At 37.5% G+C, this 26,035-nt stretch carries 19 protein-coding genes; 15 read left to right on the forward strand and 4 right to left on the reverse strand.

The window, feature by feature from the left end; genetic code table 11:
• Positions 1-33: 33 nt before the first annotated feature.
• Positions 34-1,359, reverse strand: coding sequence for a hypothetical protein (locus ACO052_RS14095; protein WP_422104422.1), 1,326 nt, complete (start codon positions 1,357-1,359; stop codon positions 34-36).
• Positions 1,360-1,612: 253 nt separating this feature from the next.
• Positions 1,613-2,083 (reverse strand): hypothetical protein, encoded by a 471-nt coding sequence (locus ACO052_RS14100; protein ID WP_422104423.1) that lies wholly within the window; start codon positions 2,081-2,083, stop codon positions 1,613-1,615.
• 427 nt (positions 2,084-2,510) lie between these two features.
• On the opposite strand from ACO052_RS14100, the gene ACO052_RS14105 reads away from it, so the two are divergent.
• Positions 2,511-3,095, forward strand: a complete 585-nt coding sequence (locus ACO052_RS14105; RefSeq protein ID WP_422104424.1) for a hypothetical protein — start codon at positions 2,511-2,513, stop codon at positions 3,093-3,095.
• 71 nt (positions 3,096-3,166) lie between these two features.
• Here ACO052_RS14105 and ACO052_RS14110 read toward each other — a convergent pair whose 3' ends face one another.
• Complete coding sequence (locus ACO052_RS14110) at positions 3,167-3,688, reverse strand: 5' nucleotidase, NT5C type (RefSeq protein WP_422104425.1); 522 nt, start codon at positions 3,686-3,688, stop codon at positions 3,167-3,169.
• Positions 3,689-4,173: 485 nt separating this feature from the next.
• On the opposite strand from ACO052_RS14110, the gene ACO052_RS14115 reads away from it, so the two are divergent.
• The 5 genes from ACO052_RS14115 to ACO052_RS14135 all read left to right on the forward strand — a co-directional run bounded on the left by ACO052_RS14115 (position 4,174) and on the right by ACO052_RS14135 (position 9,355).
• Positions 4,174-5,631 (forward strand): transglycosylase SLT domain-containing protein, encoded by a 1,458-nt coding sequence (locus ACO052_RS14115; protein WP_422104426.1) that lies wholly within the window; start codon positions 4,174-4,176, stop codon positions 5,629-5,631.
• Positions 5,632-5,673: 42 nt separating this feature from the next.
• Complete coding sequence (locus tag ACO052_RS14120) at positions 5,674-6,552, forward strand: TolB family protein (protein ID WP_422104427.1); 879 nt, start codon at positions 5,674-5,676, stop codon at positions 6,550-6,552.
• 60 nt (positions 6,553-6,612) lie between these two features.
• A complete protein-coding gene (locus tag ACO052_RS14125; RefSeq protein ID WP_422104428.1) occupies positions 6,613-7,290 on the forward strand; it encodes an NUDIX hydrolase in 678 nt (225 codons plus the stop codon).
• Positions 7,291-7,446: 156 nt separating this feature from the next.
• Positions 7,447-8,442: an SPFH domain-containing protein gene (locus ACO052_RS14130; RefSeq protein WP_422104429.1), complete on the forward strand. Its 996-nt coding sequence runs from the start codon at positions 7,447-7,449 to the stop codon at positions 8,440-8,442.
• Positions 8,432-9,355, forward strand: a complete 924-nt coding sequence (locus ACO052_RS14135) for a sugar kinase (RefSeq protein ID WP_422104430.1) — start codon at positions 8,432-8,434, stop codon at positions 9,353-9,355. The genes ACO052_RS14130 and ACO052_RS14135 overlap by 11 nt, the downstream gene beginning before the upstream one ends.
• 77 nt (positions 9,356-9,432) lie before the next feature.
• Here the strand turns inward: ACO052_RS14135 and ACO052_RS14140 are convergent, their stop codons facing one another.
• Positions 9,433-11,823 carry an outer membrane beta-barrel protein gene (locus ACO052_RS14140; protein WP_422104431.1) on the reverse strand — a complete coding sequence of 797 codons (2,391 nt, stop codon included), beginning with the start codon at positions 11,821-11,823 and terminating at the stop codon, positions 9,433-9,435.
• A gap of 246 nt (positions 11,824-12,069) precedes the next feature.
• Here ACO052_RS14140 and ACO052_RS14145 point away from each other — a divergent pair, with 246 nt between their 5' ends.
• The 9 genes from ACO052_RS14145 (at position 12,070) to ACO052_RS14185 (ending at position 26,035) form a co-directional block, all read left to right on the forward strand.
• Positions 12,070-13,110, forward strand: a complete 1,041-nt coding sequence (locus ACO052_RS14145) for a sensor histidine kinase (RefSeq protein ID WP_422104432.1) — start codon at positions 12,070-12,072, stop codon at positions 13,108-13,110.
• A gap of 7 nt (positions 13,111-13,117) precedes the next feature.
• Positions 13,118-13,867 (forward strand): LytR/AlgR family response regulator transcription factor, encoded by a 750-nt coding sequence (locus tag ACO052_RS14150; RefSeq protein ID WP_422104433.1) that lies wholly within the window; start codon positions 13,118-13,120, stop codon positions 13,865-13,867.
• A gap of 142 nt (positions 13,868-14,009) precedes the next feature.
• Positions 14,010-14,537: an RNA polymerase sigma factor SigZ gene (sigZ, locus tag ACO052_RS14155; protein WP_422104434.1), complete on the forward strand. Its 528-nt coding sequence runs from the start codon at positions 14,010-14,012 to the stop codon at positions 14,535-14,537.
• 65 nt (positions 14,538-14,602) lie between these two features.
• The gene (locus ACO052_RS14160) at positions 14,603-15,082 is read left to right on the forward strand and encodes a hypothetical protein (protein ID WP_422104435.1); all 480 of its coding nucleotides are present in this window, start codon (positions 14,603-14,605) and stop codon (positions 15,080-15,082) included.
• A gap of 86 nt (positions 15,083-15,168) precedes the next feature.
• Positions 15,169-16,182 carry a hypothetical protein gene (locus tag ACO052_RS14165; protein ID WP_422104436.1) on the forward strand — a complete coding sequence of 338 codons (1,014 nt, stop codon included), beginning with the start codon at positions 15,169-15,171 and terminating at the stop codon, positions 16,180-16,182.
• Between the two features lie 269 nt (positions 16,183-16,451).
• Positions 16,452-19,748: a glycosyl hydrolase gene (locus tag ACO052_RS14170; protein WP_422104437.1), complete on the forward strand. Its 3,297-nt coding sequence runs from the start codon at positions 16,452-16,454 to the stop codon at positions 19,746-19,748.
• 64 nt (positions 19,749-19,812) lie between these two features.
• Positions 19,813-22,653, forward strand: a complete 2,841-nt coding sequence (locus ACO052_RS14175) for a prolyl oligopeptidase family serine peptidase (protein ID WP_422104438.1) — start codon at positions 19,813-19,815, stop codon at positions 22,651-22,653.
• Positions 22,654-22,918: 265 nt separating this feature from the next.
• Positions 22,919-24,616, forward strand: a complete 1,698-nt coding sequence (gene ggt / locus ACO052_RS14180) for a gamma-glutamyltransferase (protein ID WP_422104439.1) — start codon at positions 22,919-22,921, stop codon at positions 24,614-24,616.
• Positions 24,617-24,634: 18 nt separating this feature from the next.
• Positions 24,635-26,035: a YfcC family protein gene (locus ACO052_RS14185; protein ID WP_422104440.1), complete on the forward strand. Its 1,401-nt coding sequence runs from the start codon at positions 24,635-24,637 to the stop codon at positions 26,033-26,035.

Below are 26,035 nucleotides of genomic sequence, written 5' to 3' on the forward strand. Positions count from 1 at the left end.
TATAGGCTCTTGGGGTATTTTTGTTAAAATTTATTAGTCATCGTCATCATCGTCGTCGTCAATGAAATCATTGGATGCGATAATCCTATTTACTTGTAACCTGAAATCAGGATTTCTACTACTCTTTACGTCTATGAAAGTTTCAGCATCAGAACCTTTCGCATAGAGGTTATCGAAAGCTCTGCTACCATACCAACTTTCCAAATCGTCGTTATTGGTATATCCCTTTCTGAAAATATTACCTTTACAGTTATTGAAATATGTTCTTGTAAATTGTATCTTTTCAAGGTTTTCGTTATTTAACTTGATCATATCATCTAAGATGACCGCAGGGTAGAATCCAGATAGCACACTTTTATTAATGGCGAAGGAGGCATCTGCACCGATGTAAATGGCTTCTTGCACTAGACCCATTTCCATATCCGATTTTATATCATCAGAAACATTTAGCAAGGTCAAATTTTCGGCATTTACAAAGGTCTGTCTTTTAGAAGTATCGGCTTCTTCCTTATTGTCATAGGATTTTACAACCAGAGTGCGCGATCCATTTGCACTAGAAATATATGGTGATCTCACAGCAAGAGAGTTGATCAACTGACACTGCGTCCCATAGTTAAACTCATAGTCATTACTCTTAGATCTGTAAGACACCAGTTTTTCTAAGATGACAGATCCACCAAGGATATTGAATGAATTGCCGGCACTGTAACTAACCATGACGTTTTCAACAATAGTTTTATTGCCGACTCCAGCCAAAGTCAATGCATTCAGGTAGCCATATTTTTTGGTTCGCTTACCAGCAAACTCAATTCTTACATATTTTAGAACACCTGAGTTACTTTCGATATTAAAGCCGCCATAAGCGATATTCTCGGTCGATGATGGACGCAAACCATAGTTTAAAGATGCTAATTCCCCATAAGTATTTAATGGGGCATCGCCTAAAATGAATATACCTCCCCAGTCACCTGGCTTTTTGTTATCTCTACTCGATGTAAAAACTATAGGGTCAGTTTCTGTACCTTTAGCGATTATTCTGGCATCTTTACTAATAATTAATGAGGCTTTAGAATCAAAATCCCCAATGATTTTAGTACCTGGCTCTATCGTTAAGGTTGCACTATCTGTAACAAAAACATCGCCTAGAAGCAGATAGACATCCCGCTTAAGTAATTTGGTATCTTTTGTAATCTTCCCGCTCAAGATTTGAGTAGGCTCACCATAATCAGGTTGACTAGGTTTAAACTCCGTCCATGAATCCAGCCAATTATTATAGCCAATAATTCCTTTCTCCTGCTGTGCAAAACAACTGCTTAACACTAATAGAAAAATAAGCGCGGTTTGTATAAAATTTTTCATAGTAGTTAAATTCGTTCGTAAGATTTTATAGGGTTTCAACTAATAGCTTCAAACATAGGAATAAATCCTATGAAATACAAGAAAATATCGATGAAATACACAATTTTAAAAGATGGTTATTAATTTTCCTACAAATTGATTAAAATTTAAGAGAAAATAAGATCGGATAATGATTAATAGATTGCTAATCAATACCTTGAAAACAAAAAAAACCTCGCCAAAAAAGCGAGGTTCAAAACATAAATTTTATAGATTAATCTTCTTTGAAATCGTTATATGTATGAAGCGATTTTAAGGTGGACTCATAGAATAATATGGCCGCTATCAAATCATTTGTATCTGAATACGGTAGTATTTTGGTTTGAAACTCAACGGTACTTTCGAAATAATCATCCGAAGCTTCAATATTATCTTCTAAAGCTTTTCTGTTTTCCTTAGTTTCTGGAATACCTAAAGATTTCATGGTAACACCTGGCTTGGTAGCAAAGGCGATGTTTGGTAAGATATTTACAATAACTTCTATGCGCTCTATATATAAGGTCAATAATTCGCCTTTAGACATGTCATCTAACTGCTCACGACTGTGATATTTTGAAATATTGACTTTACCACTAATGATACTTAGTGAATTATCACTTTTCTTTTTAGATGTACCATTTTGAGCATTGCCAATTCCCATGACAAGGAAAAATAAGGCGCTCAGTAAAGTAAGTTTTGCTTTCATATTTATAGTATTGATTTGGACTAATGGAGACAAAACTATACAAAATTATAAGAAAAACAACAAAATTTCACCTTTTTTCGCAATTTTTTTTAACCCTTAAAATGCATAAATATCGGATAAACTACGTATTTACTGGATAAAATGCGCATTTTACCGATAAAATACTTTTTGGTTTTTTTGGGCATTTCACGTTTATCTTAGGTCATAAAATTGATGATTTTAACTCTTTTTTTCCTACAATTCTATCTACATTAGATATCTGGTCTCTGTTTTTTAATCGCGATTTGCGATCCTTACAATGGGTGTATTTCATCGTTATTTTTTGCATGCTTCTCCATTTCATCGCAAAATTTGAACATTGATGTGATTTTTAAGGCTTTAGGAATTTTTTACAAGACTTTTGGTGTAACCCAAATCCTTATTACCCATGAAAAATCTTATCATCGCGTTTTGTTTGATATGTTTCTACAGTGCGATTAATCCGCTAACTGCACAAAACAGTCCCATTTACGATCGAGTAGAAGACCAATTGAATCATACAGATACCATTCCAGATTTTAGATCTAAAGCTAATAAGCTAAAGTTAACGGGAGTTATTTACCAGAGTGATGGCGTTACACCAGCAAAGGATGTTATTATCTATATTGAACAACCCAATGAAGATGGTGATTTTGATTTGAGACGCGCAGGAGACCAACGCTATGTGTTTCACAGAAGTTGGGTAAAAACTGATGCTGATGGGAGATATACATTCTACACCTTTGTACCTGGCGGCGACAGACGTTATAACCAAATGCAACAGATATTTCCGATTATAAAGGAAGAAGCAAAACCAGAACAACAGTTAGAATCTTTATTATTTGATAACGATCCTTTACTCACAAAACGCTGCAGAAAACAATTGGCCAGAAAAGGAAATCAGGGACGAATTCTACAAACCAAAAAAGAAAACGGTATGCTTGTGGCTTACAAAGATATTGTATTGCCAGAACATATTGAATCGACAAAGTAAGTCAACATACACTGTTAATTATCCGAAAAGGCCCTGATTTATTCAGGGTTTTTTATTTGGGATAACAGCTGCTATAATAGACGTTCTGCGATGTCTAACCAACTATAAACTCTAGTATAATTGGTTTCGTGTTGGTTGTGTGGTGAATCAAATAGAAAAGTATCACCATTAAAATGCTTCAGATTATAACTGCGATCATCAATTAATAAATCGCCATGTAAGATGTGCTTGTGACCACACATAATACGATGTTGCCAAGTAATAAATGGAAAGTATTGATCTAGCCATACACTTTTTTCCTTCAATGAATTCGGAAATTGAGTAGCGGCTGTAGCAATGTAAACATTGTACTTTTGACAAAGGACCTCCATTACCTGCTGACTATCTTTCTTCGGCTCTAAATCTGCGAAAAAACCTAACTGGCTGGCATGTTCACGTATACTTTTTTGGTGTTGCTCCGGCACGTTTTGCCAAACTTCACCAGAAACAATCTCTGCTAGGGATAATTGTTGTTGATAATCTTTATTGTATAATTCGATGTGCTTTTCGTAGGTACAAGCTAGCACGTCATCCATGTCGACAAAAATGGTCATAGTTATTTTTTTGCAAAGCAAAAGCATTTATAATCATCAATCAAGAGTTTGCTGAAAACTTTATACAGATTTAATATTCCTGACATATTCAATTATTTTTTCAGGAGATTTTAAACGTTTGTTGTTACATATATAGGTGCCTATTATAAGATAAAGGTTTAATTATAGCACCTGTAAGTGATTCCTTTAGTTAAGTTTTTAGGTTGATTTAGTTAGTGGAAACCCTGATTGGAAACGATCAGGGTTTTTTATTGGGATACATCAAGTAATTTGAGTTAAAATAGCAAACTAATAGGTTAAAATCGTGATTTAATAAATCGATTTAAGTGCGTAAATTGGACCAAGCATTGCATGAAACATAAAGTAATTGATTGTCCATAATCGCTAAAAAGAAACATGCAATGCTTTATCCTTTATAAGCCATAAAACGTGTGGCATAGCACTATTTTTTCTTCATTTCTCAAATATTCCTATATTTAGATGACGTGAAGACGACGCTGAAACCATATCTACTTGTACTAATTGCCCTAACAATTAGCTCTTGTCGACAGCAGAATACAGCGCCATTAGATGTAGATCCCGACTATAATCCTATTGTAGCTAATTCTGTGGACCGCGATTTAGAGGACATCAAAAAAGATGGCGTTTTAAGGGCTTTAGTGGTCTATAGTAGTACCAGCTATTTCCTTTATAAAGGACAGGCCATGGGCTTTGAATACGAGCTCCTCAATATATTAGCCGATCATCTCAATTTAGAGCTCGATCTGGTAATTTCCAATGATCTAGACTCGGAATTCGAAGTCCTTAACAGAGGTGATGTTGACCTCATTGCGCATGGCATGACCATTACCAATCAGCGCAAATGGGAAGTGGATTTTACAGAACACCTATACCTTACAAAGCAAGTCCTCGTACAGCGCAAGCCCGATAATTATCGTCAGATGTCTTGGAGTACACTACAAAAACATCTCATCCATGATGCTATAGAATTAATAGACGATACGGTTTCCATAAGGAAAAATTCGGCATACTACGAACGTATCTTAAGTTTATCCAATGAGATAGGAGGGGAGATTATCGTTGACACATTGGATAGTAAGCTCACCACACCTGAAATAATAGATATGGTGGCAGAGGGTAAGATTAAATATACCGTTGCTGACGAAAATTTAGCTAAAATAAATGCGTCTAACCAACCCATATTAAATATCGATGTGCCGATTTCTTTTTCCCAGCGCATAGCATGGGTCACTAGAACTAAATCCGTAAAGTTCAGGGAAGTGGTTGATAATTGGATCAAAGAAGAGAAAAAGAAAACGGCATATAAAGTCATCTATAACAAATACTTTAAAAACAAACGGTCATTTAATAGACGTATTAAAAGTGATTATTACAGCCTGAAAAACAATCAGATTAGCCAATACGATGCGCATATTAAAACCCATGCAGAACGCATAGGTATGGATTGGCGACTATTAGCTTCACAGGTCTATCAAGAATCGCGATTTGATCCAAGTGCACAATCTTGGGCAGGCGCAAAAGGTTTGATGCAAGTCATGCCGGCTACAGCAGAGTCTTTAGGGATTAAAGATATTTCCGATCCTTTAGAGAGCTTGCGTGGAGGAACAAATTATTTGTATCAAATGTACAGCTACTTTGATCATATTGAAGATGAACACAACCGGATAAAATTTGCTTTAGCCTCATATAACTGTGGTTATGGACATGTACTAGATGCCCAACGACTTGCTGAGGCAAATGACTTAAACCCCCATATCTGGACCGGCCATGTGGACCAAATGATAAAAGCACTGAGCCTACCAAAACATTATAATCAACCTTTTATTAAATACGGCTATGTAAGAGGTTCAGAACCTGTAGCTTACGTGGAACAAATTTTTGAGCGTTACAATCACTATAATCAATTTATAAGTTTAGAATAGTTCATCTTTGCACTATATTTGAAGGATCAGCGTTTAAAACTTATGAAACTCAGTAGCTACATTCTTTTGATTTTGTTTTTTTCCATTAGTGGAAATGGAATAGATAAGGACCTCAAATACCTTAAACAAACCCCTCCATCCGTAGTTCCAGAAAAATTTGCCCCCGGTATTATTTCGACAGCAGATGAATATGAGTTTGGTTCGGTATTCAATAAAGAGGCCACTGAATTCTTCTACGGTGTTGCGATTAATGGAAAAGAAGAAATTCGCTATACAAAATTAGTTGGAAATAACTGGACAACTCCAAAAACCATTTTTGTGCATGAGCGCTATGGGTATAATGATCCCTTTCTATCCAACGATGAAAACCGATTGTATTTTATATCCGTGCGTGCTTTAGACGGTAAAGGAGAGTCCAAAGATTATGATATTTGGTACGCTGAAAGAACGCCCAATGGATGGTCAGAACCTATTAATGCAGGACCGAACATCAATACGGTAGCCGACGAATACTACATATCGTTTACGAATGACGGTACCATGTACTTTGCATCGAGCCGAGCCGATAATAATTTTGATATTTACGCTTCTCCCATGGAGCAGAATGAATTTCAAAAAGCAAAACGCCTTAGTGAAGCCATAAATACGCCCCATTATGAGGCTGATGTATTTATTGATCCTAATGAATCGTATATCATTTTTTGTGCAAATCGACCAGAAGGTTTAGGCCGTGGTGATCTCTACATTAGTTTTAAAAATGACGATGGTACCTGGACCAAATCAGTAAATATGGGGAATACCATAAATACAGAAGGTCATGAATTGTGCCCGTTCGTCTCTAAGGACGGTAAATACTTCTTCTACACCAGTAACCAGGATATATATTGGGTGCATACCGACATCCTAAAAACATATCGATGATTTGATCTTATTGCATTAACTTAAGTTTAATTACTTATATTTGTGTAATTACTACACATAATGAGTCAGCAATTAATTAAATTATCTGTAGATGCGGTTGTATTTGGCTATGAGGCAGGGGACATATCTGTCTTATTGATTAAAAGAAAATACGACCCCTATAAAGGCCAATGGGCTATTCCGGGTGGTTTTGTTTTAAATGATGAATCTCTTGAAGAGGCGGTTGAGCGCGAACTACACGAAGAGACTGGGGTAAAAATTAATTATTTAGAACAGCTATACACCTTTGGAAAGACTGAGCGCGATCCCCGAGGTAGGGTAGTGTCTGTGGCTTATTTTGGTCTTATACGTCCCAACGCCTTCAAGATCCATGCGTCGACGGATGCCGAACAAGCACAATGGTTTAATATTAAGGCATTGCCTGAACTTGCTTTTGATCATAAGGACATCTTGGATATGGCCATTCAACGGTTACAAGGAAAAATTACCTATGAACCTATTGGCTTTGAGCTCTTGGATAAGAAATTCCCCTTTTCGGACTTAGAAAAACTCTATACAACACTACTCGGCAGACCTATTGACCGGCGTAATTTTAGAAAAAAGATTGTCGGTCTCAATGTTCTCGACGAGCTCGATGAAAAAGTCTCAAAAGGCTCTGGGCGACCAGCCAATCTATTTCAGTTTAACCAAAAGCGTTACTTCCAGCTTAAGAAAGAGGGGATTATCTTCGAAATATAATACTCTGTAAATCAGTGTTATAATTTATTTGTGTAAAAATAACACAAATAATTCTAGGTTCTGAACTTATTTCATTTTATATTTGTGTTATAATTACGCAAATAACATTTAAATCTTCATATTATGTTTGGAATAAATTACATCAAATTTGACTCAATGAATTACGTGATTCATTATCAAAACGGCAAAATTAGAAAAGAGGGTAGAGGTTTGGCATTTTTTTATTTCGCACCAAACTCATCTATAGTATCCATACCCATGCAGAGTAATGATTTTCAATTTGTGTTTAATGAAACCACAAAAGATTATCAAGAAGTCACCTTACAAGGGCAAGTCACCTATAAGATTACCAATCCGAAGCAATTGGCTGAAACCTTGGATTTTACGGTAAACCGCAACAAACAATATCTAAAAAGTGATTATGAAAAAATACAACAACGTATCATCAATGAAGCCCAAACAGCCAGTTCTTCAATTATTCAGCGTTTAAATCTTAAAGAGGCTCTAAGACAATTGGAGGAGATTGAAAACGAAATCTTTTCTAATGTACAGCAGTCCACAACCATTGCCATGCTTGGTTTGGAAATTTTGAGTGTCAATGTCTTAGGCGTAACGCCAGATCCTAAAATGGCGAGAGCTTTAGAAGCCAAGACTAGGGAGGCTCTGCAGAAAGAAGCGGATCAGGCCATATACGAGCGTCGAAATTTTGCAGTAGAACAAGAACGCATCATTAAGGAAAGTGAATTAAACACGGAAATCGCTGTTGAGGAGAAACAAAAGCAAATTGTTGAAAAGAAAATGGAAACTGATGTGGTAAAGCAAGAGAACGAACAGAAGCTTAAGGAAATGGAAATGGCCTCTAATATTTCACTCGAAGAGCAAAAGAAAACACTTATTGATATTCAGGTCAATAATGAGAAAAAAGAAGCCGATGTCAAAGAATATATGCTCAATGCCACTTTGAAACCTTACCAAAACCTAGATTGGAAAACGCTGATGGCTTTAACCAATAATGGCAATGACCCAAGCAACAATATCGCTCTAGGTTTTAGGGAACTGGCCGAGAATGCCGATAAAATAGGAAACTTAAACATTTCACCTGAATTGTTAGAAGCGCTACTCAATCGCAAGACCGTAAGCCATGAATTTTGAGAGCATTATTATCATAAGGGATAAAACGAGGCTTGAGCAACTTATAGAACGGTTTAACTCTAAAGCTCAAGCCAAGTTTTATATTGAAAGTTCTGGTGGCGACTTCAACCATTTAGAGGAAGAGCACCAACAGTTTTACGCATCTCTAGAGATTCTAAAAACCTCCGTGCCTAAAGGCCTGAAACTAAAAATCATTCAGCGTTCGTTTTTGCCTACTTATATATTCACAGAAATGGATATTATTGTTGTTATTGGTCAAGACGGTTTGGTCGCTAATACCGCCAAGTATGTCAACGGCCTGCCTATTGTTGGCATCAATCCTGATATGGAGCGTTACGATGGCATCTTGCTAAAGCATCGACCAGAAGCTTTTAGCGGCCTTATGAAGCAGATGATGAATGGCCCCTTTGATACGGTTCAAGTCACCATGGCCAAAGCCACCTTAAATGATGGCCAAAGTTTATTGGCTTTTAACGATTTTTATATTGGTGCGGATTCACATGTATCGTCGCGCTATAAGATTAGCTTTGACAATCGCGAAGAGCAGCAATCTTCCAGTGGTATTATTGTTTCCACTGGTGCAGGTTCCACAGGCTGGTTGAGTTCAGTGTTTAATATGGCAAATAATATCAATATCCATCACCATCGCAATCCAGACCTTTACAGTAACATCCTAGAATGGAATGCCGATCAGCTTATTTTTGTGGTCAGAGAGCCTTTTTTGAGCAAAATGTCACAAACAACTATTGGTTATGGTATCATTACCAAAGAAGCGCCATTAACCATAGAATCCCAGATGCCAACTAAGGGTATTATTTTTAGCGACGGTATTGAAGCAGACTATTTAAACTTTAATTCCGGTAGTACGGTGGAAATTAGTATTGCCAATGAAAAAGCAAATTTGGTGGTTTGAATTTACAGGATATGAAATCATATATTAAGCCCATTTCAAGATGCTACAATAGATCATAACTTTCAACTATACCATTGTCAATTCACACGGTCTAAGACATCATTCGCTCCAGAACTCCTAGACTCCTTAACTTGGCGACCACCAAAGTTATAGGTATAGGACAGTCGTAATATACTGCCTTCAAGTTCATAATTCCAGTCGTAAAAAATCCCGCGATCAGGCAAATCATTGATAGGATTCCAGAACGAACCCGAATTAAATATATCCGTCCAAGACAATCCCAATGTAGCATTTTTAAACTTCTTCTGAATACCGAAATTCAGTGCAGCGCGTTCAGGATAGTATATCGTACCTTGATAGGTCTTGGAATCCCAACTCCCACTAAGTTCTAACGACCAATTTTTAGGTAACTGAAAAGCCTGTGACACATCAATGTTAAAGAAGGGATTACTTTCTGTAACTCTGATATCCTGAATATCAATTTCATCTCTTCTCCAATACCCACCAAAGCTGTACTGAGAACTCCAAAAATTGGTAAACTTTATGGGAAACCCTAAATTAAGTCCAAGCTGTTTTCTATCCTCAATATTATCAGATATTAAGAGTAATAAATTTTCTTCCTGATTGAGCACAGGTATGGCAAATGCAAGCGGATTACTATCGTCAAAATAGCTCAGTGACATAAAGAACGATTTATAATTATAGGTTGCTTCCAAAGTGCGATTAATATTGGGTAAAACCTGAGCGTCTCCTGTTAAAACGGTGTAAGGATTAAAAAAGAAAAACGCAGGAGCATAGACCTGAAAACCAACTCGTGCAATACGCTCACGGTAGTTTAGGGTGAGATTACTATGTTCAGAAAAATTATGGGTAAAGCTCAAGGACGGAAAAACTCTTGATATTTTTCGATTCACTTCATCCCTCATTGACAAGAGTTCAAAACTAGAATATTCGTAACGCAAACCTGCAATAAATGTAGATTTCTCTCCCAATTTACCATCTAAAGACAGATAGCCCGCATAGATCCTCTCATCTACGTCGATAGCGTCAGTCAACAAGTTATCTGATACCGCCATACCACTGTCGTCAATATAAGCAGTTTTGTTTTGAATGGTCGAATGTGTAAGCTTGACTCCTAACTCAAAGTTGATATCTTTATCGGTATTGCCCTTGTAATCTAATCGTGCCACATTAAATCGTAAAGGGGTTTCCCGTGTGGTACTAAAGCTTAGTTCGCTATCCAATTCGCCTTCTAAATCAAAGTTCTGTAATCTGTAAGTTGAAGGATTATTAATGTCAAAACTCAAGTAATCATAGTCGGCAGACAGTAAATGTCCATTTTTGAGCTTCTGCTCAAGATGTGCACTAAGATGGTATTGGTTGGTGGTATTGGTTTCACTGCTTCTTAGAAAATCATTACGGATCGGTGAAATATCACCCGTATAGTTTGTTGTCGTTTCTGCTTCCAATTCCCAACGGCGACGTGCAAAAGATCCGAAAACATCTATGGAAGTAGTATCGTTAAAATCATAGGCCAGACCAATTTTACCATCATAATTGCCCAAGAAGGCGGGGCGCTTACTTTCTTGGTTAGAACGCAACTCTCCAGCATTAAACTGAACAGCAGAATTAATATCTGAATTTTGGTTGGTATAATTATGGGAAAGCGAACCATTGGCATAGACATTTAAGTTGCCTGATTTATAATTAAACGTTGCTGACCCACCATATTTACCGCGTTCCCCATAGCCACCAAATGTATTTAGATTACCTGTAACACCATCCGTTTCGAAATTCTTGGTGACGATGTTTATAACGCCTCCGGTACCGTCTGCGTCGTAGCTTGCGGGAGGGCTATTTATCAATTCTACCGAAGTGATATTGGCAGCAGGAATTGATTCTAAATACTGCATTAACTCACTTCCATTAAGCCTGGTTCGCTCACCATTAATAAAAACCATTACATTTTCACGACCCAAAAGGACGATATTGCCATTGACGCGATCTAAGCCTACTGAAGGTGATTTTTCAATCAGTTCAAGGGCATTCCCGCCAGCTGCGGTGGGTAAACTTGCAACATTAACCACTGTACGGTCAGCTTTCCGAACATATGGAGCTTTCTTACCAATTACCGTCACCTCTTCTAGAGCTTCAGAACTTTCAACCATCGTAATGACCCCTAGGTTAAGATGATCATTCAGTGTAATAGCTTGCTTATAGTCTTTAAAACCCATAGACGAAATCGTTAGGACGTAGTTCCCAGCATCTATAGCTTCTAAGGTGAATTCACCATCACTATTTGAAATCTCGCCTTTTTGAAAAGATCCTGCTTCTGAAAGCAAAATGACATTAGCGAATGGTAAAACTCCATTTTGTTCATCTTGGATTGTACCCTGAATATTGTACTGAGCGAAAAGGTTCATACTGTTTATAATGAAAACCAACAGTAGTAATGTGCGATGTATCATAACTTAAATTTTAGATTGTTTTTGATTGACCACACAAACATAATTTGCTGATAAACAGTAAAGTGACAAAAAGGACGAATGCTGGTAAATACGTTACGTAAAGAAGAAACTCTTAAAAAAGGCTTAAAAACGAACACCCATCATTCATTTAACCTTTGGTTTGGTCATTCGTCCTTTTTCCTTTAGCATTCGTCATAAAGGATTGTAGTTGTATCATGAACTTCTTATTTTTAAAAGATGAATGTTTTGAAAAAATACGATTCATGGTCTTGGGAGCGCATTAGTCGCCATGTACTATATTGGCTATTGTGGGCTATATTTTTTGTATTTGTGAATATAGTGACACAACCCGAATTTAAACTTTGGCAATGGGCGGCCTTCGAAGGACTTGTGCTACCTGTAAAAATTGTCTCTTCTTATACCATTGCTTATGGTCTTATGCCGCGTTTCTTATACCGAAAACATTATTGGCAATTTTTTAGTTCTGCCTTCTTAAGTGTAATGGTCTTTGGAATGCTTTTATATTTGGTGAGTTCTTATGTGGTTAATCCCTATATTTTAGATGGAACGGATCCTTACCCTATAAGTAAATTTGTTTACAAAGGTTTAGAATTAGTTTATATTGCGGCATTGGTTTTAGGCATTAAATTTTTTCAAAATTATGTATACGAACAACAACGCAATCAGATACTTGCGGAACAAAAGGTACAAGCAGAGCTAAAGTATCTGAAGAATCAGATGCAGCCTCATTTTTTGTTCAATACTCTAAATAACATTTATGGTATGGTCTTATCTAATGACAAAAGTGCTGCAGACTATATTGTAAAGCTTTCAGAATTATTGAGCTATATGCTCTATGACAGTGATACCAAAACCATTGAACTTTCTAAGGAAATAGAAATGTTAGATAGTTTTATTGAGTTAGAACGCTTGCGTTACCACCGCAAACTAGACTTTAGCTATTCAAAAGGAAAACTGACACCTTATCTTAAAATCGCTCCGCTTTTATTAATCCCATTTGTAGAAAATGCGTTTAAACATGGTCCTGCCAAAGAAGAAGGAGCGTCTCTTATAACTATAAACGTAGACACTCAAAACAGCATACTTTACTTTTCGGTTGAGAATTCATATTCCCATCAGGATAATGACCCAAGTATTCAGTCGGGTATAGGTTTAGAGAATATTAAGAAGCGCTTAGATATTTTGTATCCAGACCGACATACTTTAAATATTGAAAAGGACACGACGTTCAAAATATCATTAATGATAGAGTTAGACCATAGCTGAGATTATTATGCAAAAACCCATTAAATGTATTATTGTTGATGACGAAGAAATGGCGACTAAGGTCATTGAAACTCACTTGTCTCATATCCCTGATTTTGAAATTTTAGGGATTTATCACAGTGCCGTGGAAGCTTTTTTGGCTTTAGACCAGTTGCAAGTAGATGTACTGTTCTTGGATATTCAAATGCCTAAAATAACGGGTATCGACATGATAAAAATGCTTAAAACGAAGCCCCTTGTGGTTTTGACAACGGCACATCGTGAATTTGCTTTAGAAGGTTTTGAGTTAGATGTTGTGGATTATTTACTGAAACCCATTGGACTCAATCGCTTTTTGCAGACCGTAAGTCGTATTAAAAAGCAACTGCAGCTTCCAGAATTAAACAATGGTAATCACAATCAGCCCGACGTATTGCAACAATTAGAGGAAACAACAGACCCAGATCAAGATTACATTTTTGTAAAGACCAACAGAGCCTATCAAAAAATAGATTTCGAAACCATTTTACATATTGAAGCTATCAAAAACCATATAAAAATTGTCACAACGATAGAGACGCATATCAGTTTAATGGCCTTATCAAAATTTGAAGTCTTGCTACCAGAACAATTTCTTAGAGTCCATCGCTCCTTTATTATAAATACCGCTGCCATTTTAAAATTCGATAGTTATTCCATAAAAAATGCTCATGGCGATATCCCCATAGGTAGAACCTATAAAGATGAGGTCACAGAAAAATTAAGACAACTACTTTAGTCCAGAAATCTGCATGCGTACTATTCGATGACGGAATAAAAATAAAATGTGTCTAGATCATTTTCCAACTAAAAAAGAAATGATGCATCATTTTTAAGTTTTACCGTCTTATTAAAATAGTACTATTTCGTAAATTTATCATATGATGAAGGATACCGTTGAGAATTTTTACAACCCGCTTTTCGGCTATATCAATAAGCGTATTAATAATGCATTAGATGCCGAAGACCTACTTCAGGATGTGTTTTTTAAGTTATCGCAATCCGATTTAGATAAGATTGTGAATTTAAAAAGTTGGGTTTATGCTATAACAAAAAACGCGATTATAGATTATTACAGAAAAAAGAAGTTAGAGTTAAATGCTTTAGAAGAACAGTTTGCAGAAGAGACGGCCGTTACGGATTCAACAATTTATGAATTAAGCCAATGCATTAGACCGTTCATAGAACAGTTACCGGAGGATTATGCCTTGTTACTTAGACTTCATGAGCTAGAGGGTGTCTCTCAAAAGGACATAGCACAGCAACTGGATATGAATTACGTTACAGTGCGTTCTAAAATACAACGTGGACGGTTAAAGTTAAAGGACTTGTTCGCAAACTGTTGTAACATCGAAAGAGGTGGGAGAGGAAGTATTATTTGTTATTCCAACAATTCTAAATGTTGTTGATTTTTTTGCATCATTTTTTGACCATTGCGTCTTAGTGGGTGAATATTATTTTAAAACCCATGTTTATGACGTCAAATCCTAAAGCCTTACAACCACTATTGTTAGGTGTAATGGCTATCCTCTTTAGTTGGTCGGTCGATGCACAATCCAGCAATAATCAACAAGAAAACTGTAAAGAAAACAATTCAAAAAGCGAAACCTCGACATCAGGATGTGCCCCTTCGAGTTGCAGAGGTGCCCAAACCAAATTTGGGGAAGCAAAGGTTATTTCAGACCTAAGAAACCACCTTGTCTCCCTTAAGGCAAAAATGGAAACATCCACATCACCAAAATTTGAAGCACGTTCTTATGACATCCATAATATTGTCGGTGAATCTGATGAAGAAAGCTTAAAAATCATAATTAGAGAGCTAAAAGTTATAGAAACAGAAGTCGCTCACAAAACAGACTTTGAACCCCTAAAATTTGCACTTCCAGAGAACAAAGCAAAACAGATATCATATATAGAAGATCGGTTAAAGACTATTGAAGTATTTCTCCAATAAGCTGTTTTCTGTAAAAATGCATAGAGCGCAGTCAAAAACACTTCAGGCATGACTACGCTTTACAACTTACACCATACCCTTTTTAAATGAAGCTAAGACGACTTATAAGCCTATCGATTGCCCTAAGTTTTACAATAGTATTTACAACAGGGGTATGGTCTTATTTTAAGGATTATTCAAGACCTATCGCTACTTTACATACCGTTTTTGGTTTTATCTTTTCGATTGGGATTTTCGTGCATTTAAAGAATAATTTCCGTTCACTAAAAGTCTATGCAAAAAAAGGTATAAGTCTTATCATCACTTCAATTGCATTAGCGATCTTCTTAGGGGCCTTTTATCAACTACGACCGTTCAGCACCTTAATGGATTCAGGAGCTCGACTAAAAGCTTCTGCAGATCAAATAGTGCATGCATCTCGATATCATTTAATAGAAATGAATACCTCTAACGCCACGAAGTTAAGTATTGATGTATTACGCGCCGAACACTATTGGCATCCTCAAATGGCGATTTGGATAGAAGATGAGCACGGTAATTATGTAGAAACACTTTTTGTTTCTAAGGCTACGGCAAAAGGTCTATTTTTTGGAGGACGGAATAAAACCAATTTTAAAGATTTTGATGCGGATAAAGAAACCTCCGGTAGTTACAGACGTGTCAATGCCTTACCGGTATGGTCGCATAAAAGAAATGTTAGTTATGCCGATGGATTATTTGTTCCCCCAAGTGATGATCCTTTACCAGATGCCATAACGGGGGCCACCATAACTGATAATTTTATCTTCAACACTTCTACAAAGCCGTTAAATCGATTTAAGCTCAAATTAGAAATCAACGTAGCTTTTGATGATAATGCCTACTATTCCGAATACGATTTTCCTAATGATACGGTCTATCATAATGGGACAGGACAACTGGGCCAACCATCTATTGTTTTTAGTTGCACTATTGATATGCACGATGAAAAACAGTATTACTTAATGGAATTAATAGGTCATGGTCATCATTCTGGACAAAATGGAACTATCTACAAGGATTTGTCCAAACTAACTACAGCCAAACACATCATAGAACGCATTGTGGTTGGAGTAAAATAACATCGCATTAGTTGCCATAATTGGTAGCATAAACCCAACGATAAAAAGCATCATATCGGTAAACTGTTAATCAACTACGGTTCAAAATTTAAATTATTTTATAATACTCTTAGTAATTTGTTGTTTCAAAAAGGGCTATATTTAGAAGCTCTGAATTTTACCATATTAATCCATCAGCTTGTATTTAAAATATATTAGGATAACCTTATGGATTATGGTACTGACTAATTAAAATAATAACGATAAACCAACCATCAGATTTCTACATTATGAAAAAATTCCCGTTAGTTGTTCTGGGCCTATTGCTCAGTTTCAACTTAGTTTGTGATGCCCAAAAAAAATCTAAAAAAGACAAAGAAGAAAAAACACCTTTAGAAACCTTAAATATCTCAGGTCTCAAATGGCGTAATGTAGGACCAGCCTTAACCTCTGGCCGTATTTCCGATTTTGCGTTTAATCCTAACAATCCTTTTGAGTATTATGTCGCAACCTCTTCAGGTGGCGTATGGAAAACCGTAAACTCTGGTGTGACCTATGAGCCAATTTTCGATTCACAAGGCTCATATTCTATTGGCTGTGTGACTATGGATCCCAATAATCATAATGTGATTTGGGTGGGGACTGGCGAAAATAATAACCAACGCTCGGTGGCTTACGGGGATGGTATCTACAAATCTCTAGATGGAGGAAAGTCATGGAAGCATATGGGGCTTAAAAACTCAGAGCATATAGGAAAAATTATAGTACACCCAGAAAATTCAGATATTGTTTATGTGGCGGCTATTGGTCCATTATGGAGCAAAGGAGGCGACAGAGGGCTTTATAAAACTGAAGATGGTGGTAAAACTTGGAATTCCATTATTGAAGTTGACGAACATACCGGAGTCAATGATGTAGTGATGGACCCCAGAGATTCTAATGTACTTTATGCTTCGACATTGCAAAGACGACGCCATGTATTTACCTATGTTGGTGGGGGACCAGGGTCTGCAATGCATAAAAGTGTTGATGGTGGCAAAACCTGGACAAAAATCAATAAGGGCTTACCAAGTGAGGAATTAGGGCGTATAGGTTTAGCCATATCGCCTGCCAATCCAGAAATCATCTATGCCATTGTAGAAGCCGCTAACGGAAAAGGAGGCTTTTTTGCTTCGACAAATAGAGGAGCAAGCTGGGAAAAAAGAAGCTCTCATGTCACCAGCGGAAATTACTATCAAGAAATTATTGCAGACCCCGTCGATGAGCACACGGTATATTCCATGAACACCTGGATGTCGGTAACCCATGATGGCGGAAAGAATTTTGATTTAGTTGGTGAAGATACCAAACATGTCGATAATCACTGTATATGGATCAATCCTCACAATAATAAACATTGGGTCGTTGGTTGTGACGGTGGTATTTACGAAACCTTCGATGCTGCCAAAACCTGGGATTTTAAAAAGAATTTGCCAGTCACCCAATTTTATAAAGTGGCTGTAGACAACGACTATCCATTCTATAATATTTATGGTGGAACTCAGGACAACTTTAGTTTGGGTGGTCCTTCTCGCGTATTGACCAATCACGGCATTCGAAATTCCGAATGGTTTATTACCAATGGAGGTGATGGTTTTGAGTCGCAAATAGATCCCAATAATCCCAACATAGTCTATGCACAATCGCAGTATGGTGGACTCGTCCGTTTTGATAAAAAGAGTGGTGAAACCGTGGGGATTAAACCCATAGCTCGAAAAGGGGAAAACAACTATCGTTTCAATTGGGATGCTCCTTTAGTCGTGAGCAGACATGTCCCAGGACGCTTATATTTCTGTGCGGAAAAGGTATTTAGATCAGACGACTATGGTAATAGTTGGGCGGTGATTAGCGATGACCTTTCACAACAAATTAATAGAAATACCTTGAAAGTCTATGATCGTGTGGTAAGTATTGATGCGGTCATGAAAAATGGATCAACATCACTTTATGGAAGTATCGTCGCCTTTTCTGAGTCACCATTAAATAGGAATCTATTAGCCGCTGGTACTGATGATGGACTCATTCACATTTCAGACGATGGAGGTCAAACCTGGAAGAAGATATCTGACATTCCTGGCGCACCAAATCAATCCTATGTCAACAGTGTGTATCTGTCAAAACACGATGAAAATGTGATTTATGCGGCCTTTAATCATCATAAGTATGGAGATTTTAAGCCTTATGTATTCAAGTCCTCAAATAAAGGACAAAGTTGGACTGCTATTCAGTCTAATCTTCCAGAACGCGGTAGTGTTTATGCCATTGAAGAAGACCACGTTGATAATAAGCTGATTTTTGTGGGTACAGAATTTGGTGTTTTCTTTTCGCCTAATCAAGGTGAAAACTGGAAACAACTAAAAAATGGACTACCTACTATTGCAGTGAGGGATATTGCCATTCAAGAACGTGAACATGATTTGGTACTTGGAACTTTTGGCCGTGGCTTTTATGTGATGGATGATTATTCAGTGTTGAGAACTGTAGACAATTCAGAACCAAAGGATGAAGCTAAAATTTATCCTATTCGCACGGCTTTAATGTGGGAACAAAGTAGTCCATTGGGATTACCAGGTAAATCCTTTCAAGGGGATAATTTCTACACGGCCACTAATCTTGGTCCGGAGGCGGTTATCACTTATTATTATAATTCTGATTATAAGTCCTTGAAAGATAAACGTCAAAAGAATGAAAAGGAACTCATAAAGGAAGGTAAAGACACACCTTATCCTAACTATGATAATCTAAAAGCTGAAACCAATGACAGTAAGCCAGAATTAGTATTCACTATTAAGGATGCAAATGGAAAGGTCGTAAAGAAGGAGTTTAAAGCTGCCAAAAAGGGGATTCAGCGTTTTCATTGGAATTTAAGATATACACTCCAAAACCCAATCAATCTCAATAAACCATCATTCTATAATCCATTTAGTGGTAATGATGAGGGGACTTTGGTAGCACCGGGCAACTATACAGTTGAAATGGGATTACTAGAAGATGGTAATATGACCTCACTCTCCAGCCCAGTAAGTTTTGAAGTTAAGGCACTGAATAATGTTGAAATGCCAGCAGAAGATCGAACAGAGAAGGTAGCTTTTCAAAAAGCCGTGTCTAAGCTGCAGGCGGATATGGGTATTGTTCAAAGACTTATGTCAGAATCTCGCAATAAACTCAAATATATGAAAGCAGCGATTAAGCGTGCCGAACAACCAATGGGTACATCATCGGCCAGCGTTAAGGCTATTGAGGATCAACTAGATGAGGTGCAATTAGCTATGTATGGGGACCCTGTTAAACGTCGCTTAGATATAGACCAACCACCATCACCAGCAAGCCGATTAGGATCTATTGGTTGGCAACAAAAATATTCTACAGCAACGCCTACGCAAACGCATCGTGATAGTTATGCCATTGCCAAAGATGAGATTGCAATTATTAAATCTAAAATGGAGCGCATTTTTAACCAAGACTTAAAGACCTTGGAACAAAAACTATTGGACGCTGGTGCACCATATACTCCGGGACGTGGATATGAAATGAGTGGAAAGAATTAAGTAGATACTAACAGAACGTATTTTTAATCGGCGAATTCCATCTGCCTAAAAAACCTATGAAGAGATGAACATAAAAACTAAAACGATAGACCCTATGAGAATCTTAACGCTTCTATGTTTCCTGTCAGTAATAACAACTGGCTTTGCTCAAAAAAAAGTGATGCAGAATGACGATAAGGCTTTATGGAATCGCATTCGAAATGTGAAAATCTCAAATTCAGGAGACCATTTACTTTACGACTTGGAAAAAGGTGAAAAAGATCAGACTATCCAACTTTTGGATATAAAAGGTGATAAAGTCATGTCTTATCCAAGAAGTAAAGGTGGACAGTTTTCTCATGATTCTAAGTATGCCGTATTTGCAGTTAACGCATGGAAGGATTCTATTAGAGAAATGAAAAGACGAAAGGTTAAGAAGAAGAATTTACCTAAGGATACCTTGATGATCTATGATATTAATGGAAAATCATTGAAAAAGATTCCTAATGTGAAATCCTATAAGATGCCAGAAAAATGGTCAGGAATAGTGGCTTATATGCTAGAAGCACCAAAGCCTGCAAAAAAGGATACAGCAAAGGCCAAAGTAAAGGACACTTCAAAAGTCAAAAAGAAGAAACCAAAAAAGGTATCAAAGGATAATGGTTTTCATTTGGTAATTAGGCAGCTAGCGACCGGAATAGAGGACACTTTAAAATTTGTGCATTCCTATAAATTAGCAAAAGAAGGACGCCATCTCGTTTATACAACTTCGGGAATCGTGGATAGTCTTGGAGGGGGAGTCTATCACTATGATGTGGATAAATCACAAAAAACACTTTTACTTTCTAATCACCATAAGACCAAATATCCACAATTGGGCATCTCAGAATCTGGTAAGCGTATCAGTTTTATAGTCGATGCAGACTCTACGAAAAGTCTTATAAAAAAGCCAGAGCTTTATGCTTGGAATCAAGGTGAATCCGAAGCGAAGTTGATTGTAAACTCTGAAGATAATGCTTCAAAATTGTTGGTCTCCGGTGATGAAGCTTTGCGGTTTTCTAAAAATGAAGAGCGCTTATTCTTTGGTTTAAGAACGACTCCAATAGTACAAGATACCACCTTACTCGATGAGGAAATTGTTAATGTTGAAGTATGGACTTACGATGAACCCAGATTATATACTGTTCAAGAGATTGATACAAAGAACGACAGGAAAAAGGCGTATTTGTCATTATGGGATTTCAAGACAAATAAAATGATTCAGGTGGCAGACCCTGATTATGATATGGTCAGCTATGGTGATGAAGGGAATAGTAATTATGCCATTATTGGAGACCGAACACCTTACCAACTTCAGTCTCAGTGGACCATCCAGTTTCCAGCGGATTTACAACGCGTTGACCTTAATACGGGAGAACGAACCGCTATAGCCAAAAAGATTTACGGCGGTATGTCTATGAGTCCGAAAGGAAAATACCTCTATGGCTACAGCCGTAAAGACAGTACTTGGTTTACTTATGATCTTAAGACCTTGAAATATACAGCACTAACAAAAGGACGACAATTTTACAACGAATTACACGACTACCCAGATGATCCTTATAGCTATGGCTCAGCAGGATGGACAGAAAATGACGAGAAATTCTTGATCTACGACCGTTTTGATATTTGGGCTTTTGATCCTGAGACAGGAGCATCTAAAAATCTTACTAATGGAAGAGCCTCTCAAATGCGCTATCGTTATTTAAAAACAGATAATGAAGAACGGTCGATTTCAAACTCTAAGGCTTGGCTACTAAGCGCCTTTAATGAAGCCAACAAATATGGAGGCTTTGCAAATTATAACCCCAAAAAAGAAAGCTTAAAAACGCTTATTGAAGGCCCTTATGTCTATGAGCGTCCTTGGTTAGCACAAAACGACAAGAAAAAGCGCTTAGTATTTACACGACAGTCCTTTACAGAATTCCCCAATTTATGGACTTCGGATATTAGCTTTAAATCACCAAAACAAATTACAGATGCCAATCCTCAGCAAAGTGACTACAATTGGGGAACAGCCGAAATGGTAGAATGGGTGTCTTTAGATGGTAAACCCTTAAAAGGCATGCTTATCAAACCCGAAAATTTCGATCCCAATAAAAAATATCCTATGATCGTTAATTTCTACGAGAAAAGTTCAAATGGCTTGTATCGTCATCGCCCACCTTCTTATGGTCGTAGTACTATTAGCTATCCATTCTATGCAAGTCGCGGCTATGTGATTTTTAATCCAGATGTGCATTATCGTGATGGTTATCCTGGTGAAAGTGCTTTTAATTGTGTAATTCCCGGAATTACGATGCTAATAGATAAAGGCTTTATAGATAAAGACAATATCGGTGTACAGGGCCATAGTTGGGGTGGTTATCAAATCGCTTATTTGGTCACTAAAACAGATATTTTTAAGGCTGCGGAGTCCGGTGCACCCGTGCCAAACATGATTAGTGCTTATGGTGGTATTCGTTGGTGGACAGGATTAAGCCGTCAATTTCAGTATGAACATACCCAAAGTCGTATCGGCGGCACACCTTGGGAATATCCACAGCGCTATATCGAAAACTCACCGATTTTCAATATCGACAAGATCAATACCCCATTATTAATTATGCATAATGATGCCGATGGTCATGTCCCTTGGTATCAAGGCATCGAATTTTTTGTGAGCTTAAGGCGCTTAGGAAAACCCTCCTGGTTCTTAAATTATAATGATGAACCGCATTGGCCCTTAAAGTGGCAAAATCGTATTGATTTTAATATTAGAATGTCACAATTCTTTGATTATTATCTTAAGGGAGCGCCCAAACCGGTTTGGATGGAACGTGGAGTTCCTGCTATGGAAAAAGGTATTAATCAAGGTTATGAATACATCGATAGTAATAAGGATTAATGTTTTGTCCTTTGAGTATTACATTTTATTATTGACAGAAAACTGTCAGTTCGAGTGTTTTCCTCCTGATAGTCCCGATAGTTATCGGGATTTGGAGGGAAAAGTATCGAGAACCAAGTTTTTTATACCTAAAATTCGATTCTCGATACATTCTAACGTTTACGGTTGAAACAGTCAAATCGACTGTTTTTTATTCAAAATAATTAACCCGTTATTTTTTATAATTAAAATTTTAAAAAAGAAAATTGCAATGCATATGATTAAAATGAAAAAGCTATTCCATTTTGTCTTACTTGTCTCCTTAATGGCAATTAGTGGAAACGCCCAAGATCGCATTACAGGAGAAGCTTTTGCGACACGTTCTGAAGTTTTGGGACAAAACGGTATGGTGGCCACGAGTCATCCATTAGCCACGCAAATTGGGCTTGATGTCCTTAAAAATGGCGGCAATGCCATAGATGCTGCGATTGCGGCCAATGCAGCTTTAGGTCTTATGGAACCTACAGGTTGCGGTATTGGGGGTGATCTCTTTGCAATCGTTTGGGATGCAAAGACTCAGAAATTGTACGGCCTTAATGCCAGTGGTCGTTCACCTAAAGATTTAACCTTAGCCTATTTTGAGGAAAAAGGCATGTCTAAGATTCCATCCTTAGGGCCATTACCAGTAAGCGTACCAGGTGCTGTTGATGGATGGTTCGAATTGCACAAGAAGTTTGGCTCGAAGCCCATGACAGAAATTTTAGCTCCAGCCATAGATTATGCCGAGAAAGGCTTTCCATTAACGGAGTTGATTGCTTGGTATCTGCAACGCAGTGTGCCTTATTTTCAATCGCAAGGCTATCCCAATATCGAAGACACTTATATCACTCAGAATGGTGGAACCTTACCTAAGGAAGGTGAAATCTACAAGAACCCCTATTTAGCCGATACTTATCGAAAAATCGCAGAAGGAGGCCGAGATGCGTATTATAAAGGTGAAATCGCTAAGACGATCACTAATTTTATAAAAGAACAAGGTGGGTTTCTATCCACTAAGGATTTAGCAGCACACAAATCAGAATGGGTAGAACCAGTATCTATTAACTATCGTGGCTATGATGTTTGGGAATTACCCCCAAATGGTCAAGGTATTGCGGCACTACAGATGTTGCAAATACTAAAGGGTTATGACTTTTCAAATATTGAGTTTGGTAGTGTAGAACATCTACACCTGTTTACAGAAGCTAAGAAATTAGCCTTCGAAGACCGTGCAAAATACTACGCGGATATGGATTTCTTTGATGTTCCTGTTGATGAACTACTTTCAGATGCTTATGCAGATAAAAGACGAGCGCAAATTGGTGAGCGCGCTGGACGCTATTCAGCGGGTGAAATCTCAGCTGGAGAAACCATTTACATGACTGCAGCCGATAAAGATGGTAATATGATTTCATTAATTCAAAGTAATTACCGAGGTATGGGTTCTGCAATGGTTCCACCAAAATTAGGGTTCATGCTACAGGATCGTGGGGAGCTGTTTAGCCTAAAGCGTGGTCAGGCTAACACTTATGAACCTGGAAAGCGTCCTTTTCATACCATCATACCAGCCTTTATTACAAAAGATGGAAAGCCTTTTGTGAGTTTTGGTGTTATGGGTGGTGATTTCCAACCAATGGGACATACACAAATTGTAATGAATCTTGTCGACTTTGGGATGAATTTACAAGAAGCTGGTGATGCACCGCGATGGGATCATACTGGTGGTGCTAGTCCAATGGGACGGACCACTACCAATACGGGAACCATACGCACAGAATCTGGGATTTCCTATGAAACCATTAGAGGATTAATAGACAAAGGACATCGCATGGGAACCGCTAGAGGTATTTACGGGGGTTACCAAGCCATTATGTGGGATGATAAGAATGAAGTGTATCACGGTGCTTCAGAAAGTCGAAAGGATGGACAAGCCGCAGGATACTAATCTATAGCTGTTGACTCTATGCACCAAAACATAAAAGGCAAAGGTCTTTTAGATCGCATACCCCATGCCATAACGTTATTATTTGTCATTATAGTCCTTATGACACTTTTGACTTACATGATTCCCGCAGGGACTTATGAAAGAGTTATTTTGGATGGTCGCCATGTGGTAGTGCCAGATTCTTATAAAGTCGTTTCTTCTACACCCGTGGGATTTTTGGATATGTTCAAAGCGATTCCATTAGGATTTAAAGCAGCTTCAGAAATCATTTTTATCGTTCTTGCAGGCGCCATAATGTTTGAGTTTATGGAAACCTCTAGAGCCATTGAAAATTCAGTAGGGACACTTGTTAAAACCTTAGGTTTAAAACACAAATACAGCATCATCATAATTATGACCTTTGTATATGGTCTATTAGGTGTCACTGTGGGTTATGAAAATAATATCGCTTTAGTTCCTATAGCTGCCGTTTTAAGTATTGCTTTAAATGGAGATTTAATTCTTGCAGCAGGTATTTCAGTTGGAGCCATGACGATAGGTTTTGGCTTATCTCCTATAAATCCTTACACCATAGGCACGGGGCATAAAATTGCCGAGTTGCCTATTTTTTCTGGAGCTTTATTGCGAAGCTGTCTTTGTTTTACAGCACTCAGTGTCATGGCCTTTTATAATGTGAAATACTTTAGAAGAATTACTAACCATCCAGAAAGAGGTTTAGGTCAAGGATTAGAAACAAGTAATTTGGCACTGTCTAAGCCAATTGAGGATTATCACCTTAGTACGAGTAATTGGTTAGTGCTTTCTATTTTTATCATTGGACTCGTTGTTATCGTTTATGGTGTTTTTAATTTAAATTGGTTTATCAATGAACTTTCGGCTGTATTTTTAATGATCGCACTACTTTGTGGCTTGGTGACTAGAGTAAGTGCCACTACCATGAGTAATACATTACTAAAAGCCGTTAGTGTTGCAGCACCTGGTGCTTTTATGGTGGGCTTTGCTACTACTATAAAGGTAATAATGGAAATGGGTAATATCGGGGATACCATATCTTATCAGCTCTCAAATATGTTGCAAGGTCTCCCGCTTTATTTGTCTGCGATAGGCATGTCCATATCGCAAACGGTCATTAATTTTTTCATTCCATCTGGTAGTGGGCAGGCATTGGCGACATTGCCTGTTATGTTGCCTTTGGGTCAGTCCTTAGGGCTCACACAACAAACCACTATTTTGGCGTTTCAGATTGGTGATGGACTGTCTAACTTGATCAATCCTACATTGGGTGGTCTAATTGCCATGCTAAGTATGTGTCGCGTTCCTTTAGACCGATGGATTCGTTTTATATTCCCAGTATTTATAAGTTTACTTTGTTTATCTTTCTTGGCACTTGTAATTGCTGTAGCCTCAAACTATAATTAA

Source organism: Winogradskyella sp., from assembly GCF_965228925.1.
Classification (GTDB): Bacteria; Bacteroidota; Bacteroidia; order Flavobacteriales; family Flavobacteriaceae; genus Winogradskyella.

Bases quoted from the DNA above. Each gene is read 5' to 3' on its own strand.
- ACO052_RS14125 (WP_422104428.1), top strand. From the start codon at position 6,613: ATGAGTCAGCAATTAATTAAATTATCTGTAGATGCGGTTGTATTTGGC.
- ggt (WP_422104439.1), top strand. From the start codon at position 22,919: ATGAAAAAGCTATTCCATTTTGTCTTACTTGTCTCCTTAATGGCAATT.
- ACO052_RS14100 (WP_422104423.1), bottom strand. From the start codon at position 2,083: ATGAAAGCAAAACTTACTTTACTGAGCGCCTTATTTTTCCTTGTCATG.
- ACO052_RS14150 (WP_422104433.1), top strand. From the start codon at position 13,118: ATGCAAAAACCCATTAAATGTATTATTGTTGATGACGAAGAAATGGCG.
- ACO052_RS14170 (WP_422104437.1), top strand. From the start codon at position 16,452: ATGAAAAAATTCCCGTTAGTTGTTCTGGGCCTATTGCTCAGTTTCAAC.
- ACO052_RS14160 (WP_422104435.1), top strand. From the start codon at position 14,603: ATGACGTCAAATCCTAAAGCCTTACAACCACTATTGTTAGGTGTAATG.
- ACO052_RS14175 (WP_422104438.1), top strand. From the start codon at position 19,813: ATGAACATAAAAACTAAAACGATAGACCCTATGAGAATCTTAACGCTT.
- ACO052_RS14185 (WP_422104440.1), top strand. From the start codon at position 24,635: ATGCACCAAAACATAAAAGGCAAAGGTCTTTTAGATCGCATACCCCAT.
- sigZ (WP_422104434.1), top strand. From the start codon at position 14,010: ATGATGAAGGATACCGTTGAGAATTTTTACAACCCGCTTTTCGGCTAT.
- ACO052_RS14165 (WP_422104436.1), top strand. From the start codon at position 15,169: ATGAAGCTAAGACGACTTATAAGCCTATCGATTGCCCTAAGTTTTACA.
- ACO052_RS14095 (WP_422104422.1), bottom strand. From the start codon at position 1,359: ATGAAAAATTTTATACAAACCGCGCTTATTTTTCTATTAGTGTTAAGC.
- ACO052_RS14105 (WP_422104424.1), top strand. From the start codon at position 2,511: ATGAAAAATCTTATCATCGCGTTTTGTTTGATATGTTTCTACAGTGCG.
- ACO052_RS14130 (WP_422104429.1), top strand. From the start codon at position 7,447: ATGAATTACGTGATTCATTATCAAAACGGCAAAATTAGAAAAGAGGGT.
- ACO052_RS14110 (WP_422104425.1), bottom strand. From the start codon at position 3,688: ATGACCATTTTTGTCGACATGGATGACGTGCTAGCTTGTACCTACGAA.
- ACO052_RS14140 (WP_422104431.1), bottom strand. From the start codon at position 11,823: ATGATACATCGCACATTACTACTGTTGGTTTTCATTATAAACAGTATG.
- ACO052_RS14120 (WP_422104427.1), top strand. From the start codon at position 5,674: ATGAAACTCAGTAGCTACATTCTTTTGATTTTGTTTTTTTCCATTAGT.
- ACO052_RS14135 (WP_422104430.1), top strand. From the start codon at position 8,432: ATGAATTTTGAGAGCATTATTATCATAAGGGATAAAACGAGGCTTGAG.